At 42.6% G+C, this 15799-nt stretch carries 9 protein-coding genes; 6 read left to right on the top strand and 3 right to left on the bottom strand.

Going from position 1 to position 15799, the window contains the following annotated elements; genetic code table 11:
• Positions 1-10: 10 nt before the first annotated feature.
• The 3 genes from sov to thiL all read right to left on the bottom strand — a co-directional run bounded on the left by sov (position 11) and on the right by thiL (position 9235).
• Positions 11-7444, bottom strand: coding sequence for a T9SS outer membrane translocon Sov/SprA (gene sov, locus ACT29H_RS08055; protein WP_444821108.1), 7434 nt, complete (start codon positions 7442-7444; stop codon positions 11-13).
• Positions 7445-7473: 29 nt separating this feature from the next.
• The gene (gene ruvA, locus ACT29H_RS08050; protein ID WP_444821107.1) at positions 7474-8055 is read right to left on the bottom strand and encodes a Holliday junction branch migration protein RuvA; all 582 of its coding nucleotides are present in this window, start codon (positions 8053-8055) and stop codon (positions 7474-7476) included.
• Positions 8056-8188: 133 nt separating this feature from the next.
• Positions 8189-9235 carry a thiamine-phosphate kinase gene (gene thiL, locus ACT29H_RS08045; RefSeq protein WP_444821106.1) on the bottom strand — a complete coding sequence of 349 codons (1047 nt, stop codon included), beginning with the start codon at positions 9233-9235 and terminating at the stop codon, positions 8189-8191.
• Positions 9236-9716: 481 nt separating this feature from the next.
• On the opposite strand from thiL, the gene sufB reads away from it, so the two are divergent.
• The 6 genes from sufB to ACT29H_RS08015 all read left to right on the top strand — a co-directional run bounded on the left by sufB (position 9717) and on the right by ACT29H_RS08015 (position 15799).
• Positions 9717-11165 (top strand): Fe-S cluster assembly protein SufB, encoded by a 1449-nt coding sequence (gene sufB / locus ACT29H_RS08040; RefSeq protein ID WP_444821105.1) that lies wholly within the window; start codon positions 9717-9719, stop codon positions 11163-11165.
• 47 nt (positions 11166-11212) lie between these two features.
• Entirely contained in the window at positions 11213-11968 is a 756-nt protein-coding gene (gene sufC / locus ACT29H_RS08035) for a Fe-S cluster assembly ATPase SufC (protein ID WP_444821104.1), read from the top strand.
• 43 nt (positions 11969-12011) lie between these two features.
• The gene (gene sufD / locus ACT29H_RS08030) at positions 12012-13403 is read left to right on the top strand and encodes a Fe-S cluster assembly protein SufD (protein ID WP_444821103.1); all 1392 of its coding nucleotides are present in this window, start codon (positions 12012-12014) and stop codon (positions 13401-13403) included.
• Between the two features lie 85 nt (positions 13404-13488).
• Positions 13489-14709 carry an aminotransferase class V-fold PLP-dependent enzyme gene (locus ACT29H_RS08025; RefSeq protein WP_444821102.1) on the top strand — a complete coding sequence of 407 codons (1221 nt, stop codon included), beginning with the start codon at positions 13489-13491 and terminating at the stop codon, positions 14707-14709.
• Positions 14710-14761: 52 nt separating this feature from the next.
• The gene (locus ACT29H_RS08020) at positions 14762-15184 is read left to right on the top strand and encodes a SufE family protein (RefSeq protein ID WP_444821101.1); all 423 of its coding nucleotides are present in this window, start codon (positions 14762-14764) and stop codon (positions 15182-15184) included.
• 297 nt (positions 15185-15481) lie between these two features.
• A complete protein-coding gene (locus ACT29H_RS08015) occupies positions 15482-15799 on the top strand; it encodes an iron-sulfur cluster assembly protein (RefSeq protein WP_444821100.1) in 318 nt (105 codons plus the stop codon).

The following is a 15799-nucleotide window of genomic DNA, read 5'->3' as shown; positions in this document are numbered from 1 at the left end:
GTTTATCTTTCTATTGTGCCAAAGAGAATCTGAAGCTAACCCCTACATTGGTATTATAGGTTGGATAGGACGAGGATATATAAGGGTTGTTGATTTGCTGGTCGTAAAATAGTTGCACATTGAACCGATCGCTAAGGACATAATCGGCGGTAATTTCCAAGGTGGTAACTTTTTGCCCGGCAGTCATCTGATTGGATAGTTCCTGTATTTTGCGAATGATGGAAAAGTTTTCCCGGATCGAAACATCCGCTCGTAAATTGAGGTCGGAAGAAATTTTTCTCTGCTTGCTCGAGTTGCCTAAAATCATGTCCATTTTATCGAACCGGTAGCCCAAACCAACCACCCATTCGTTATTGTAGTTTTCAATCAGCTGATTGTTATTCAGACTAAGATTCAGAATCCTGCTTTTATTGTATTCCGCTCTGGTGCTGAAATTGCCTCCCCAGGTGATATTGAATTGGAGAAAAGGCGTAAACCGTTCCGTAATTGTTACGCCAGAGATGAGATAACGGGGAATGAAATTATTCTGAGCATCTCTGACAAAGCTGATTCCGTCGCCATTATCTTCCCATTCCAGATTGGTTAAATAGTTTCCGATGGTATAGGTGGATGAATAGGCATGACTAATATCAAAGGACTTGATGTACTTTTTAAGGAATTTGATTTTTGATAAGCCTGAAAAATTGATTCTCCAGTTGGGTTTTAGATGGGCCAGCGAGGGAAAGGTTTCGGTGAAGATGTTATTGGCACTTTTCCCTGAATAAGCTGCCAGAAAAGCCGGAACCATAACTTCACGAGAGGTGAGGTTGTAGCCGTCTACACCCGATTCCACCGAATGCCCCAGATCGGGATATCCCTCGGGACTGTATGGCAATCCGGCAATATTTGAATTCTCATATTGTCCGGTTGTGGGATAGGTGGCGCCGGACCTTTCTTCTCCAAGTCTTTGAGCAATTATTTCTCTGTTTTTCAGAAATTCATTGTAGGCATCTGATTCATAATTTCCGGAACGTTTAATTTTTTGGAAGGCGGTAGCCAGAGTGTTAAAACTCATTGAGAAACTTCCGGATTCGGAGGTGTTGAAAACCCCATTGAACTGATCCCCGTTGAAAAGATAATACTCACTCATATTTTTAGAGAAGCTACGGGTGGCGCTCAAATCGATGCGAAGACCATCGAAGGGCTCAAAGGTCGCCCGGATGTTAAGATTGTCGGAGTGAGTCATAACATACGGACTGTTTAGCGTACTGTCGGTTGTAAGCCATTTGTTTTCTGCTGCATTCAAGGCAAAGTCGCGATCTTGTATTCCCAGAACGAAGGGAATACCGGGCGCTTTTAGGCCGTCAATTTCGGTGGTGCCCAGGAATCCCGATTCGGGCAGGTAACCCGGCAAATAACTGCCGTTGTTGGAGGAGTAGGAAACAGATAAATTTTTGAGGCCTGTGGCCACCTTTAAAAGGTTGTCCGTTACAATTTTTGCGGGAGAAACAGATGTTTCACGTTCGCCTGTAATTAAAGTACGAGCGTTGGCCACATCGACAGGAGCGGTAAAGGTGATGGTGTTGGCATCCAGGATATTGGTTTTTCCCTGAACCGGTCGGCCATTATTGTCGAAGATGCGCACTTTGACATTCCGGGTATCCAGACGGTGCTCAATTTTTAAGGGGGTATCTTTCTGGAGATTCAGACTGTGGCTGGTATAGCGCAATTGTTGGGTGCCTCCTGCTCTTTGATTGGGGCGGGAGAGATTTCGCAGATAACCAATCTTGTTGAAAAGACCGGTGAAATTGAGTTGAGTGTTGGCTTGAATGGTATTGGAATTTCGAATGGTGTTGCCCCAGTTGTAGGTATCGTCCGTAATAGGTCCTTGGGCCCAGTTGAATAAGGCTCCGTAATTGACACTGGCAGAGGTCCAGTCTAATAAAGGCAGTTTATTGATCGGAACGCGATAACTGGCATTAATGGTGTGCTGATAGTTGGTAGTCCGTCCGAACGACAAAATATTATTCATAACCGAATCTTTCCACAATTGATATTCATCTTTGTAGAGATCCTTGTTAACGGGTCCTTCAGGTTCGTCGATGCGGGCGTTGGTGGCGGTACTGAAATTAACCTTAAGAGATTTGCTAAGGTTATAAGTCATTTCAAAATAACGATTCCAGGAAAAATCCTTGCTGACGGAAACCGGAATTTTGTAATTGAGGTTGTTTACATTGCGAAGTTGCGATTCGGTGTAATCACGCATTATTTCCCATCTGTAGCTAAGTTGGCTGGGCAGCAGGTAAAAATTGAAGTCGCGAATGAGTTTGAAGGCTTGTCCGTCAATTTTCTTGAACGGTTCAATAATCTTTGGTTGTGCAGTATAGTTGTAGGCAAGGATGCCTCTGTAGTTTTTGTTGATTTTGTAATCGGTGTTCACATCGTGGTGCTCTGTTTCATTATAGGCATAGGTTGCACTGAGGTTGGAAATATCGTACAGTTTTGCGCGGTCGTTTTTGGGTTTAAGTCTAACATTGGTGAAGTTGAGGCTTTTTCGTGAGGTGTAATCTTCTGCCAGGTTACGAAGGGAGTCACGTTCGGCTTCAGAGTCTGCATTGTCCAGTATTTCATCCATTGAGATGTCCGGATCAAGAGGATAGTATTCGGGTGTTGCCACCTGCTTGCTGACACTAAAATAGGCGGGGGCTGATAACCGGGATTGGGGGCCCAAAAGTTTTCCCAGTTCCAGACTGGTTGCAAGGTCGTATTGGTAATAGTCTTCCTGACTTCTTTCCGAAACACTTTGGTCGATGGAGCCAAACCCAACGGTACTGACTTCCCCTGCCAGAGAAACATTTCCCAGGTCGGCAAGCTTAATATTCACACGTGCATTGGCCGCCCAGCCTCCCTCTTCATCGAAGTCGGTCAATCGTAATTCGTTAAACCATACCTCTACGCTTTTGTTTTGGACAGTATTGTTGCGAATCCCTATCATCAAGGATTTCACATTGGCCAGATTGGGATTTCCCTTAATGCTGATCTTATTGCTGGTGTTGTCCGGGTCGGTCCGCACAAATTTTTTAATAATAGAGGCTTCTTCATCTCCGTCACTAAGGGCTTCATTGCGCTGCAGTTTGATCTCCTGAAATAAATCGATCGGAATATTGATCTGGTTATCTTCAGGCCAGACAATATATCTGTCGGCCGTGGAATTATTGCTGTATGTTCCCGCTGGGGTGAGCTTGAGAGGGACTTCGTATTCATAGTAATTATTTTTAAAATCGGACCCCAGTCGTATGAAGGCTACAAATTCATTGTCTTCCAACGGATATCCCGATAGCTCTTCGGCATGAACTTCCATTTTAAGACGTCCGTATTGCCGGATATCCATACTAAGCGTTTTATAAACAGCTCTGGCGTCACCCCCTGCCAGATCGATGGTTTTAAGCACCAGTGATTGCTCGTTTAATTGTCGTATCTGTGGATTGCCCGGATCAATAACCCGGTCAATACCTGGGGGAAGAACATAATTCACCGGCTCTTTGCTGCCATTTTCTTCGATATTGACCGTGGCAACTTCGAACTGGGTTTGAGAAGAAGGACTTACCACGTCATCAATATCAAACAGATCGTCGGTATATTTACGCCAGTCGGATCGTACAAGATCCATGGTGGCGAAGCGCAATACAACCGTATCTGAAAAGTTTTTAAGGAAAAGACGCATGAAGCGAATAGAGCTGAAATCACTCAGTTCCCCAATCGTGGTATCGGGACTGCTGACGGGAACCTTAAACTGATACCATTTAACGGAACTTTTTTGTCCGTTTTTCAGCTCCACGGTCGATTCAATCTCGTCGGTGATGAAATTTTGGCCTACTTGCATATCTTGGGGGCGCAGTTTGATGCGATACTGGTAGTAGCTTTCGGTTTCGCTTAACGTATTATCCCCATTGATATCTTCTCCGTCGGGCAGGGTGGTTGCTGCCGTACTGTAGCTTTCATCGGAATATTCGGAAGGGACTGAATTCCCTTCAGGGTTGTTGAAATTTTTATATCGATCGAGGATCCCGGTTTCATTTAGGTCAAAATCACTGCCCCGGTAATAGTGATAGTCATCTGCGGCCGGGTCCTCCATAATCTTTTGGTAGGCTTCTTCGGTGAGTCCCCCCGACCCGTAGAGATTATCAATGAGATTCAGGAAAGGGTGTGGACTATTGCGGTAGAAATTGCGTTCCTGCTCCGACTTCATTCCATTGAGTCCGGCATCCTGGGTGAAACGAGTTTCCGGATCATTGCTAAAGGCATTGACTAAACTTTGTATGGTGGGAACATATCCCCATTGAGTGCTGTCAACATTAGAAGGTTCTTGCGCTCCGGGGAGTCCTTGTTCGAAGAACTTTCGGGAGTCGCGTAAAATATCTTCCGAAATATTACCCAGGTTGATGTAAAGATCGCCGCCACGTTCGGGACTGTCGTCATAGACAAAAGGATCCATCATCCAGAATTCAATGTATTCGATGTTAGAGGCTTCAAAGTCATTGGTCTGGAGCTCTCTCATGATTCCGGCCCATCGTTGTTCCGGGTTATTAAGTTTCCCTTCGGGCGTTAGGTCGGTATCAAAGTTATAGGGTCCTCGTTCATCGGGATAGTAAGCCAGGTTTAGTACTGAAATGTTAGTTGGTTCCCCATAAGCACTTTCGCGATAGGGGAATATTTCTTTCTCATAGACTTCTCGTACAAAATGGCTGGATTGTTGGTCCGGGTTTTGTCGGAGATGGGACGGCGTGAGGCTGTTGTTTCTTAGGAAAATAGGATCAATGACGTACCATGCCAGTTTTGCACGGTTGAAACCATACGATAGATCGTTGATTTTGGACGCTTCGGGAAACATGTCAGGTTGTCCCTGAGGGGTGCTGGCAAAGGTCCATGCTGTCCAGTTTTTGATGTCGATAGGGGTTTCGCTTCCTTCAAAGTCATCGATATATGAAGTGCCTTCTTCTTCAATGACATTGGGGTGGCCGGGGAGTATTTGGGCAAATTCTCCCTCGAAAGATATGGAGGATGGGGTCGTGGTTTCTACCAGTGGAAGTTTGTCAATCCAAGATGTGAGGGCGTTAGATTCGGTATAGTAGGCGGCATTAATTCCCCAAATGGTGTTGGCTATGGGTTCGTCACCATAATTTACTTTTTGGGTGAGGGGCCTTTCTCTTAAGTGCATCAGCGTAGCACCAATGTTAAAATCATTATTAAATTGGTAGTTAAGGTGAGTTCCCAGTAATGTTTTAGTTTGCAAGTTAAAGAGATCCTGACTTTCCATAGAAACCTGTATGGGCGTTCCTGATTCGAGAAGCCCTTCATTTAGTATGCGTATGCGACCGGTGGTGTAATCGACAGTATAGTCCTGATTCTCGGTCAATCGGATTCCTCCAGCTGTAACAACGACCGATCCTTCAGGGATGTTAAAGGCGTTCAGCGAAATTTCATTGCTTGAGGACGATTTATAACTACCCTTGAGTTTGAATTTATTGCTTTCGGCCATTTGTGATGCATTGGTAATGGTCGAGTCATACAGCGCGTTGAAAACATATTTCTCTATGAGTTGGGGATTTCCTTGTAGTTTCTCTTCAAGATTGCTGCCAAAAGGTTCAACCACAGGGAACACTATTCTTCCCTGGTCGGTTAAGATGGTGTAATCGGGAACAAAGTCGAAGGTGCCGTCGGGATTAGGTTCCTGATTACTGTCGAGACGATCAAGTCCCATAACACTAATGAGGAGTTCCCCGTTGATCCCTCCTTCTTCCGGTTTGGGCCCTTCCGGGAAGTAGTTGATATATGAACCCTGGGAATCGTCAAAGAAGGCCACATCCAAAATAAAATCTTCTTGGCTAACTTGATAGGCCCCAATGGCATAAATATTTTTCATCATCAGATCCCAAGTCTTGACCCCGGGGGAGAGGAGGGTTCCTTTCAACAGTTTTACGAAAAGGGTGTTGGGTGCTTCAACCCCGCTGGTGCTTAACTCCCCGACTTTGAAAACCTGTCCGTTGTAGGTATACTCAAAGGCAACTGCCAGCACTTCATCTTCGTTAAGAGGACTGTTCAGCGAAATGTATCCCAGTTTTGGATGCAGGGTATATTCCGATTCGTTGAGTAACCGGGCATTTTCAATCTTTTCATATTCCCTTGCACCTCTGAATCCTTGAGCTTCCAAAGGGGCGAAGGAAGAAGATACCTGGTTGATATCTCGAATGGCCGAATAGGTGGAATTCATCTGCTCATAGAGGTTGTTGGCATTGTTGGCGGTTACAGCACCCGGTTGTCCTGTCCAAAGATTAGGGTTTGTCAAGAATTCCGGGCTTTCTCCCAAATCGGCGAAGGCTATAATGTTTCGGGAATTGTTAAAGTTGCTGCTTTGGTTGGTAACCCATACTTCAATTTTAGTGATATAAAAAGGGGAGTTAATGATAGGGAGGCTCTTCATGGCATCATTGAACCGCTCCCTGAACAAATGTGACAGGAAAAAATGACGGTTTTTGTCATATTCGTCGGCGCCGATTTCAAAACTTTGTTGTTCTGCTCCTCCCTGTATGCTCATGGTGGATGTTTCACCTTTCTGTTGAGAGAAGACAGAAGTGACCGTCAATCGGCCAAACTGCATTTCAGTTTTTACGCCAAATAAATTTTGGCTACCGGTAATTAACGTTCCCGGTAGGGGCAAAGTGACGTTTCCGGCCTCTACTTTTTGTAGGATTTCATCTTCATCGCCGGAGTATTCCAGATTGATTTGGTTTTCGAAATCAAAAGTGGCATCCGTGTTGTAATTGATGCCCATTTTTATTTTATCTCCAATGTTCCCGGTAATATTCATTTGAATTTTTTCCTGGAAATCGAAGGTGGTGGTTTTTCTCATCCGTTCTTGAAGGGTGGGATTGTCAATTCGGGTATGGTTGACCCCAATCTGTAGTTGGGCAATCCCCTGAGGCCGGATATTAATGGTTTCGCTTCCGAGAATATTTCCCATGGCTTGCCCCGTTGCAATATTGATACCTGAACCCTGTGTGGACTGAGAATTTAAGTTTTCACGGTTTTGTTCCGACCAATAGTTGAACATAGATTGTCGTAATCTTTCCTGCCGATATTCTTCAATGGACATGGAGTAAGGTAATCGCACCCGAATATTACCTACCATCTTATATAGGATGACCATGCCGGTGGCGGGATCGTATTCGGCTCGATATTGGAGATTTTTAGGTTGGGGAATAACCGGATGATCCAGTTCTTTTTCTTTATCCAAAGATAATGGATGAAGAATCCGGTCCATTTGGAATTGGTCTAATGAGTCCGGGGTTTGAGGAAGATGAAGGATTTGGACAGGTCTTCCCCATAACATATCTGATGAAGCCCCGGCAACCAAGACCAGGAAAATCAAAGTTGCTGAAAGATATTTGGAAAACGTTTTATGCATTCAATAAAATTGCGCTGCAGAGGTTTATATTACAACATTTTGAGCGCCAGCTTAATGACATCTTCAACTTTGCTTTTGGGATGTTCACGTAAAATTTTGTCTATGACCTTTTGTGAAGGTCCTTTGGCAAAACCCAGCATCACTAAAGCAGATAACGCTTCTTCGGCATTTGTATTGTCTTGAAGGAATGGTATTTTTTCACCGTCGGCAATTTTGCCAATTTTATCCTTCAGTTCCACAATTACTCGTTGGGCAGTTTTAAGACCTATGCCCTTAATACTTTTTATTTGGTTTACATTTTCTGTGGAGATGGCAACTTTTAATTCTTCCGGCGACATGGAAGAGAGCATCATTCGGGCGGTGTTGGCGCCTATCCCTGATACCGAAATGAGTAACTGGAATATTTCTCGTTCATTGACTTCGGAAAAGCCGTAAAGGGTGTAGGCATCTTCCCGGATATTTTCATAGATGTATAACAAGGCTTCTTTTTTTTCCTTCAGAGCTTCATAGGTGTTCAAAGAAATGTTGATAAGGTAACCAATCCCGTTGTTTTCAATAACCACATAGGCAGGCGTGTTACGGGTAATTTTACCTGAAATAAACTCGTACATATTGTTTGAATTTTATAATGATCATTGTTGCGCCAAATTCAAATATCCTATCAATTTAAATCTGCATTGGTCTTTAATGATGGTTACAATGAATAATCATTGCAGAAACTTTTGATGGCCCAATGGGGTATAATTATTTTTCTTTTTCGCCCCATCCCCTGGCTTTCAAGGGAATTTCCTGCCCTGCATTGGTTTCAAGGGTATATCCCTTTGTTGCTGGACAAACATAACCAATTAAAAATACATTGTTTAACTGGTTGCCTGCTTCTTCTACTTTTTTATAATCATCGAGGGAAAGAGAAAACAATATTTCATAATCTTCACCCCCATTGAGTGCCGCCACCATCGGATTAAATTCCATTTCATCACAAAGGGTAGAAGTGGTGTGATCAATGGGAATTTTGTTTTCATAAATGGTGCAGCCTACTTTTGAGGTTTGGCATAAACGGATCAGGGCGGCGGCCAGACTCTCACGAATCAGAATCATAGAGGTGGGCCATATGCCTGTTTCCTCCAGTTGCTTTAATAATTCAATTCTTGCTTCCGGTTTGAGTTGTCGTTCCAGAAGATAATCGTAACTGCCAAAATCGGGCATGGCTTCGGCAGTCTCGTTTAATACTTTTTTTTCACGTTCCAGAAGTTGCAACCCCATGAATGCGGAGCCCAAATCGCCGGTTACACATAATATGTCGTTTTCCAGTGCGCCTGCCCGACTCAGAGGTTTGTCTTTGGGACTTATTCCGTAGGCAGTTACTGAGATGGTGAGGCCTGTTAGCGATGAGGAGGGTTTGAAGCCGATCAGATCTATGTTATATTTATCGCAAGCCATTTTTACGCCTTCCATGAGTTGATCAACCGCTTCCAGAGACATCTTTCCGCTAAGCCCCAGAGAAATAGTGATTTGCGTGGGGCGACATCCCGAAGCAATGACCTCTGAAATAGCCGAAATTACAGATTTATATCCCAGATGTTTTAATGGGAAATAGGTCAGATCGAAATGAATGCCTTCAAGCAGCATGGTTTGTCCGGTTACCAGGGAGGTTGAACCGGCATCGATGATTGCGGCATCATTTTCCATCCCTTTAATGGTGCCGCTTTGTTGTTTGGGAAATATTTTTTCATAGCGATCCATCAATCCGAAAAGACCTATTTCTGAAAGTGGTGTGATACTCTTGCTCATACTCTAAATTTTAAACTACAAAGATATAGGTTCGTGTTGATAAAACCTTTTTTTTAAAAGAATCAGGGAGGGGGGTTAGCGGCAAATTATTAGTGTAAATTTAGATTTAATCTAAATGTTTGGTAACTTTGCATGATTATTTATTCCCCTTGTCAAATGTTATTATTCTTTAATCCTTTGAACCCTGATGAGTTGAGGTTGTTTAGAAATTAGTCTATAGTTTAAGAGTTTATGGTCGTCGGGGCGATTGACGAATAAACTTCTGTGATGAAAGGGGAAACTTACCAATTTTATTGGGGTTTTGAAGCGACTTTAAATTTGGTCAAACGTAATTGGAATAAGAGTTTACCGTCGCAGGATCGGATTTGGAAGTGGACAGAGCTGTTTCTAACATATTAAGCAGTGTGTGAAATGAACTTCAGAGCGAAGGAAAAGAAAATGAGAGTTTTTTATGAATAGAATTCATTAGAAATGATGAGGTATGGCAACGGAACAAGATAAAATACTGGCAGAAGTCACCAAAGGTGAATATAAGTATGGATTTCATTCGGATATCGAAACCGATTCTCTTCCCAAAGGATTAAATGAAGACGTGATTCGGGAAATATCACGTCTTAAAGGAGAACCGGACTTTATGCTGAATTTCAGATTGGAGGCATATCGCCATTGGTTAACCATGAAAGCACCCAATTGGGCTCATCTTAAAATTCCTGAAATTGATTATCAGGATATCATTTATTATTCAGCCCCCAAGAGTCGGCCTAAACTAAATAGTATGGATGAGGTAGATCCCGAATTGAAAGCTACCTTTGACAAGCTGGGAATTCCGCTTGAAGAGCAGAAACAACTGGCAGGTGTGGCTGTGGATGCGATTATGGACAGCGTTTCGGTGAAAACAACGTTCAAAGAGACTTTGGCAGAAAAAGGGATTATTTTTTGTGCCATCAGTGAAGCCATTCGGGAACATCCGGATTTGGTGAAAAAATATTTAGGCAGCGTGGTGCCACCCAATGATAACTATTTTGCGGCATTGAATTCAGCCGTTTTTTCAGATGGATCATTTGTATATATTCCTAAAGGGGTACGATGCCCGGTGGAACTCTCAACGTATTTTCGCATCAATGCCAGAAATACAGGCCAATTTGAACGGACGCTAATCGTGGCTGAAGATGACAGTTATGTCAGCTATTTGGAAGGATGTACCGCACCTATGCGTGACGAAAACCAGCTTCATGCCGCCATCGTTGAGATTGTGGCGATGGAAAGAGCTGAAGTGAAATATTCTACGGTGCAAAATTGGTATCCGGGCGATAAAAACGGGAAAGGTGGTATTTTTAATTTTGTGACCAAGCGGGGATTATGCAAAGGTGATTATTCAAAGATATCATGGACTCAGGTGGAAACAGGATCTGCCATAACATGGAAATATCCCAGCTGTGTACTCATGGGGGATCATTCTATTGGTGAATTTTATTCTGTTGCCTTGACTAATAATTACCAGCAGGCCGATACAGGTACCAAAATGATTCACTTGGGGAAAAACACTAAAAGCCTGGTGGTCTCTAAAGGGATTTCGGCGGGTAAGAGCCAGAACAGTTATCGTGGCTTGGTAAAAGTGTCCAAAAGGGCTGAAAATGCCCGTAATTTTTCACAGTGCGATTCATTGTTGCTGGGTGATAAATGTGGTGCTCACACCTTCCCTTATCTGGAGATTAATAACAATACTGCCGTTGTGGAACACGAAGCCACGACTTCTAAAATCGGTGAAGATCAAATTTTTTACTGCAACCAACGAGGTATTGATACTGAAAGTGCTGTCGGGTTAATCGTCAACGGATACGTTAAAGAGGTGATTAATCAATTACCTATGGAGTTTGCGGTCGAAGCGCAAAAACTTCTTGAAATTAGTCTGGAAGGAAGTGTCGGGTAAACAAAACCGAATATGTTTTAAAGTCAAATTTTCTCATTATTATATCTATGCTTTCGATAAAAAATTTACATGCCAAAATAGAGGACAAAGAAATACTCAGAGGTATTGATCTTACAGTAAAACCAGGTGAAATTCATGCCATAATGGGGCCTAATGGTTCGGGGAAAAGTACCCTCGCTTCTGTGTTGGCGGGTCACGAAATGTTTGAGGTTAATGAGGGTAAAGTTGTTTTTAACGGTAAAGATATTTTGGAAATGTCGCCGGAAGACAGGGCCCGTGAAGGACTGTTCCTCAGTTTCCAGTATCCCGTTGAAATACCTGGTGTGAGTATGGTAAACTTTCTACGAACTTCACTCAACGAAATCCGAAAATATAAAGGTCAGGAGCCTATTTCAGCCAGTGATTTTTTAAAGCTGATGCGTGAAAAGAAAAAGTTGGTGGATATCGATTCTAAGCTAACTCACAGGTCGGTGAATGAAGGGTTTAGTGGAGGTGAAAAGAAAAAGAATGAAATATTTCAGATGGTGATGCTTGAACCAAAGCTGGCCATCTTGGATGAAACCGATTCCGGATTGGATATTGATGCTCTCCGAACGGTGGCTAATGGAGTTAACAAGTGGAAACGTCCTGACAATGCTACTATTTTGATCACTCACTACCAACGATTGCTGGAGTATATTATCCCCGACTATGTTCATGTGCTGTATCGCGGACGGATTGTGAAGACCGGAGGAAAGGATCTGGCACATGAGCTGGAGGCCAAAGGATACGACTGGATTAAGAAAGAGTTTGATGAACAATGATTTCAGTTTCTTTATCGAAACAAACTATTAATACTTGAATGGAATGGACAATGCCATTAAAAATGTTGTTGGAAGAGATGTCTCTTTGAGCACCCTGTTTGAAGAAAACCGGCAGATGATTGAGAATAGTTCTTCCCGACCTTTGAATCATTTGCGTGGTCAGGCTTTAGAGGCATTTCTGAAATTAGGAATACCTACCAACAAGGTTGAAAACTATAAATATACAAATCTCCAGCCGCTTTTTGGAGGAGATTATTCCTTTTGCTTAAAGCCTTACGACCTGACAGGGAAAATGGAAGATGTTTTTTCCTGTGACGTAGAAACCCTTGATACTTTTACCATTTTTATTGTAAATGGTTGGTATTATACCAATAATAATTTGGGAGATCTTCCGGCTGGAGTTCGTGTGGGAAGTCTTGCTTCACTTGCAAAAGAAGATCCCACATTTCTGGAAAAATATTATGGCAACATATCGCCTTGGCATTCGGATGGTGTTGTAGCTCTGAATACAATGTTTGCCAGAGATGGTTTTTATATTCATATTCCACCGGGAGTTGTTGTTGAAAAGCCTATCCAGGTCGTCAATATTTTGATGTCAGAAGAAGCCTTGATGACCAATCAACGCAATCTGATTGTTCTGGAAGAAAATAGTGAGGCAAAGGTTTTGGTTTGTGATCACACTTTAACGCCCGAAAAATTTGTTGTCAACAATGTTACTGAAGGTTTTGTGGCCTCAAATGCTCATCTTGATTACTATAATCTTCAAAACCAGCACAATGCTACAACTCAGGTAGCAGGGCTTTATATTGAGCAAAAAGAGAATTCCAATGTTAAAACTAATAATCTAACTTTACATACCGGGGTCGGCAGAAATAATATTGAGCTGAAACTGGCCGGAAAACATGCAGAAGGACATGCCTACGGGCTTTACCTGCTTGATAAAAATCAACATGTTGATAATTTCTCTTTTATCGATCATGCCGTTCCTGAGTGTTTTAGTGATGAACTTTTTAAAGGGGTGTTAGATGACCATGCCTCTGCCGCTTTTACCGGAAAAATCATGGTTCGGCCTGATGCGCAGAAAACCAATGCTTATCAAACCAACAATAATCTTCTGCTCACCAGAGATGCCAAAATCAATTCACGCCCTCAGCTTGAAATCTATGCCGATGATGTGAAGTGTAGCCATGGTGCTACTGTGGGACAACTTGATGAAGAGGCCATGTTTTATCTGCGTACCCGTGGCATTAACAGGGACGAGGCGACCATCTTACTAATGTATGCCTTTGCTTATGAGGTTATCGAGAAAATTAAAATGGAGCCACTTCGTGATCAGATTCGATCTTTGGTTGAGAAACGTTTCCGAGGGGAACTGGATAAGTGTCTTTCATGTGTGGTCTGCGGGCAAAAAGGTACTGAATCATCATGCCTGTAATGGCATTTGAAATAATGGAGTAACGGGTTTTCGGTGTCTGTTGACTGAAAACTCCCGGACACCGAATTTACTTTATACATATATTATGGGCTTAAATATTCAGGAAATAAGAAATGACTTTCCTGTTCTTGCTGAGGAGATTTATGGCAAACCGTTGGTTTATCTGGATAATGCGGCGACCACTCATAAACCTGTTTCTGTTATTGAAGCAGAGGCGAATGTTTATCGGCGGTTTAACAGTAATGTTCATCGGGGGGTACATCATTTAAGCAATATTTGTACTCAAGCTTTTGAAGAGGTTCGTAAGAAAGTGGCCTCTTTTATTAATGCCGCTTCTACAGAAGAGATTATCTTTACCAAGGGCACTACTGAATCGATTAATCTGTTGTCTGCATCTTTTGGAGAAACCTTTTTTTCTGAAGGTGATGAGGTGATTTTAACCCAAATGGAGCATCATTCCAATATTGTACCCTGGCAGTTGCTTCAAAAGAGAAAAGGGATTTCTATTCAGGTAGTTCCGGTAACCGATAATGGGGAACTGGACATGGATACCTTTGAGAAATTGTTCTCGCCGAAAACTAAGCTCGTATCCATTACCCACATCAGTAATGTTTTGGGAACCATCAATCCCATTGAAAAAATTATTGCCATAGCACATGCACATGATGTGCCGGTTGTTATCGATGGAGCACAGGCTATTCATCATCTACCGGTGAATGTGCAGCAGCTGGATTGTGACTTTTATGTTTTTAGCGGGCATAAAATGTATGCTCCCACTGGAGTGGGAGTGCTCTACGGGAAACGTAAGTGGCTCGAAAAGATGGTACCCTATCAAGGAGGGGGTGAGATGATTGATAAAGTATCGTTTTCCGGAACCACCTTTAATGAATTACCTTATAAATTTGAAGCCGGTACCCCTAATTTTGCGGGTGTTATTGCATTAGGAAGAGCTATTGATTATTTGAAGGAGAAAGGATTATCAGACATCTGGGATTATGAGCATGCTCTTTTTGAATATGCCTCAGAAAAGATTAGCGAAGTGCCCAATCTTCGGATTATCGGAAAGGCAACCGGTCGTACCAGCGTTATTTCTTTTCTTTTGGGCAGTTCTCACCCCTTTGATGTGGGGACTTTACTGGATAAGCTAGGCTTTGCTTTACGTACAGGCCACCATTGTGCTCAACCGCTGATGGATTGTTATGGGATTCCCGGGACTGTTCGTGCCTCTTTTGCCTTCTATAATACAAAGTCTGAGATAGACCAACTTGTGGAGGCTTTGATGCGAGTTGAGGCCATGCTGGGATAAATGTCAACCTGCATTGTGAAGGGAGTTGTTATCTTTGCAAAAAAAATTGAACATGACAATCAACGAAAAGCAAGATCAAATTATTGAAGATTTTTCAGCGCTGGACGACTGGATGGATAAGTATTCTCTTCTTATTGAATTGGGTAATGAACTTGATGCCTTTGATGAAAACCACCGTACCGACCAAAATTTGATCGACGGATGTCAATCCAAAGTTTGGCTGCATGCTGAAATGAAAAATGGAAAAATTGAACTTCAGGGTGACAGTGATGCCATCATCGTCAAGGGAATCGTTGCTCTTTTGCTTCGTGCCCTTTCTGGACATACTCCCGATGAAATCCTTAATGCGGAGCTCTATTTTGTAGATAAAGTAGGGCTGAAGGAGCATTTATCTCCCACCCGCAGCAACGGACTGGTTGCCATGATCCGGCAAATCAGAGCCTATGCTATGGCTTTTAAGGTTAAACAGGGTTAAGTATTGGATCGTTTCAGTTAGAAATGTTTTAGTGGGGCATGCTAGATTTACTGCAGGACGATGTTTCTTCAAACAATATTTTATTTCCGATGTTAATAAGTAGTGTTCTGAGGCTGCAGAATTAGCGTATTTTTTAGAAGGTTAATGGTGCCCCTTTTTTCTGCTGATGGCGTTTTTTGATTGTATCTTCGTGGTGAAAATCGGCAGGCATATTGGAATATTTAATTGGGTCGGCGAAAGGTCTTTGTTTAAGGACCCTAGACCTTTGGGAATATTAATTATCAATTTATAGAAGATATGGAGCAGGAGTATTTAAATATAGAGAGTGAGATTGTAAAGGTTTTAAAAACCATTTACGATCCTGAAATTCCGGTGAATATTTATGATTTGGGGCTCATTTATGAAATTGAAGCGCGTGAAAAAGGCAAGGTGAAAGTGGTAATGACCCTTACATCTCCCAACTGTCCGGTAGCTGAATCATTGCCTGAAGAGGTTCATGAAAAAGTACTTGCATTGGATGGCGTGGAAGAAGTTGATTTGCATCTTACCTTCGATCCGCCTTGGTCTAAGGATATGCTTTCAGAAGAAGCGATGCTTGAATTAGGTTTGTTGTAA

The organism is Thermophagus sp. OGC60D27 (genome assembly GCF_052400625.1).
GTDB lineage: Bacteria > Bacteroidota > Bacteroidia > Bacteroidales > Marinilabiliaceae > Thermophagus.
The sequence above is the reverse complement of the archived record's forward strand: the minus strand, read 5'-3'. Positions and strand labels throughout refer to the sequence as shown.

Excerpts from the sequence above, each read along its gene's own strand:
- ACT29H_RS08025 (WP_444821102.1), top strand. The coding sequence starts at position 13,489 with ATGGGCTTAAATATTCAGGAAATAAGAAATGACTTTCCTGTTCTTGCT.
- ACT29H_RS08020 (WP_444821101.1), top strand. The coding sequence starts at position 14,762 with ATGACAATCAACGAAAAGCAAGATCAAATTATTGAAGATTTTTCAGCG.
- ruvA (WP_444821107.1), bottom strand. The coding sequence starts at position 8,055 with ATGTACGAGTTTATTTCAGGTAAAATTACCCGTAACACGCCTGCCTAT.
- sov (WP_444821108.1), bottom strand. The coding sequence starts at position 7,444 with ATGCATAAAACGTTTTCCAAATATCTTTCAGCAACTTTGATTTTCCTG.
- sufD (WP_444821103.1), top strand. The coding sequence starts at position 12,012 with ATGGACAATGCCATTAAAAATGTTGTTGGAAGAGATGTCTCTTTGAGC.
- sufB (WP_444821105.1), top strand. The coding sequence starts at position 9,717 with ATGGCAACGGAACAAGATAAAATACTGGCAGAAGTCACCAAAGGTGAA.
- sufC (WP_444821104.1), top strand. The coding sequence starts at position 11,213 with ATGCTTTCGATAAAAAATTTACATGCCAAAATAGAGGACAAAGAAATA.
- thiL (WP_444821106.1), bottom strand. The coding sequence starts at position 9,235 with ATGAGCAAGAGTATCACACCACTTTCAGAAATAGGTCTTTTCGGATTG.
- ACT29H_RS08015 (WP_444821100.1), top strand. The coding sequence starts at position 15,482 with ATGGAGCAGGAGTATTTAAATATAGAGAGTGAGATTGTAAAGGTTTTA.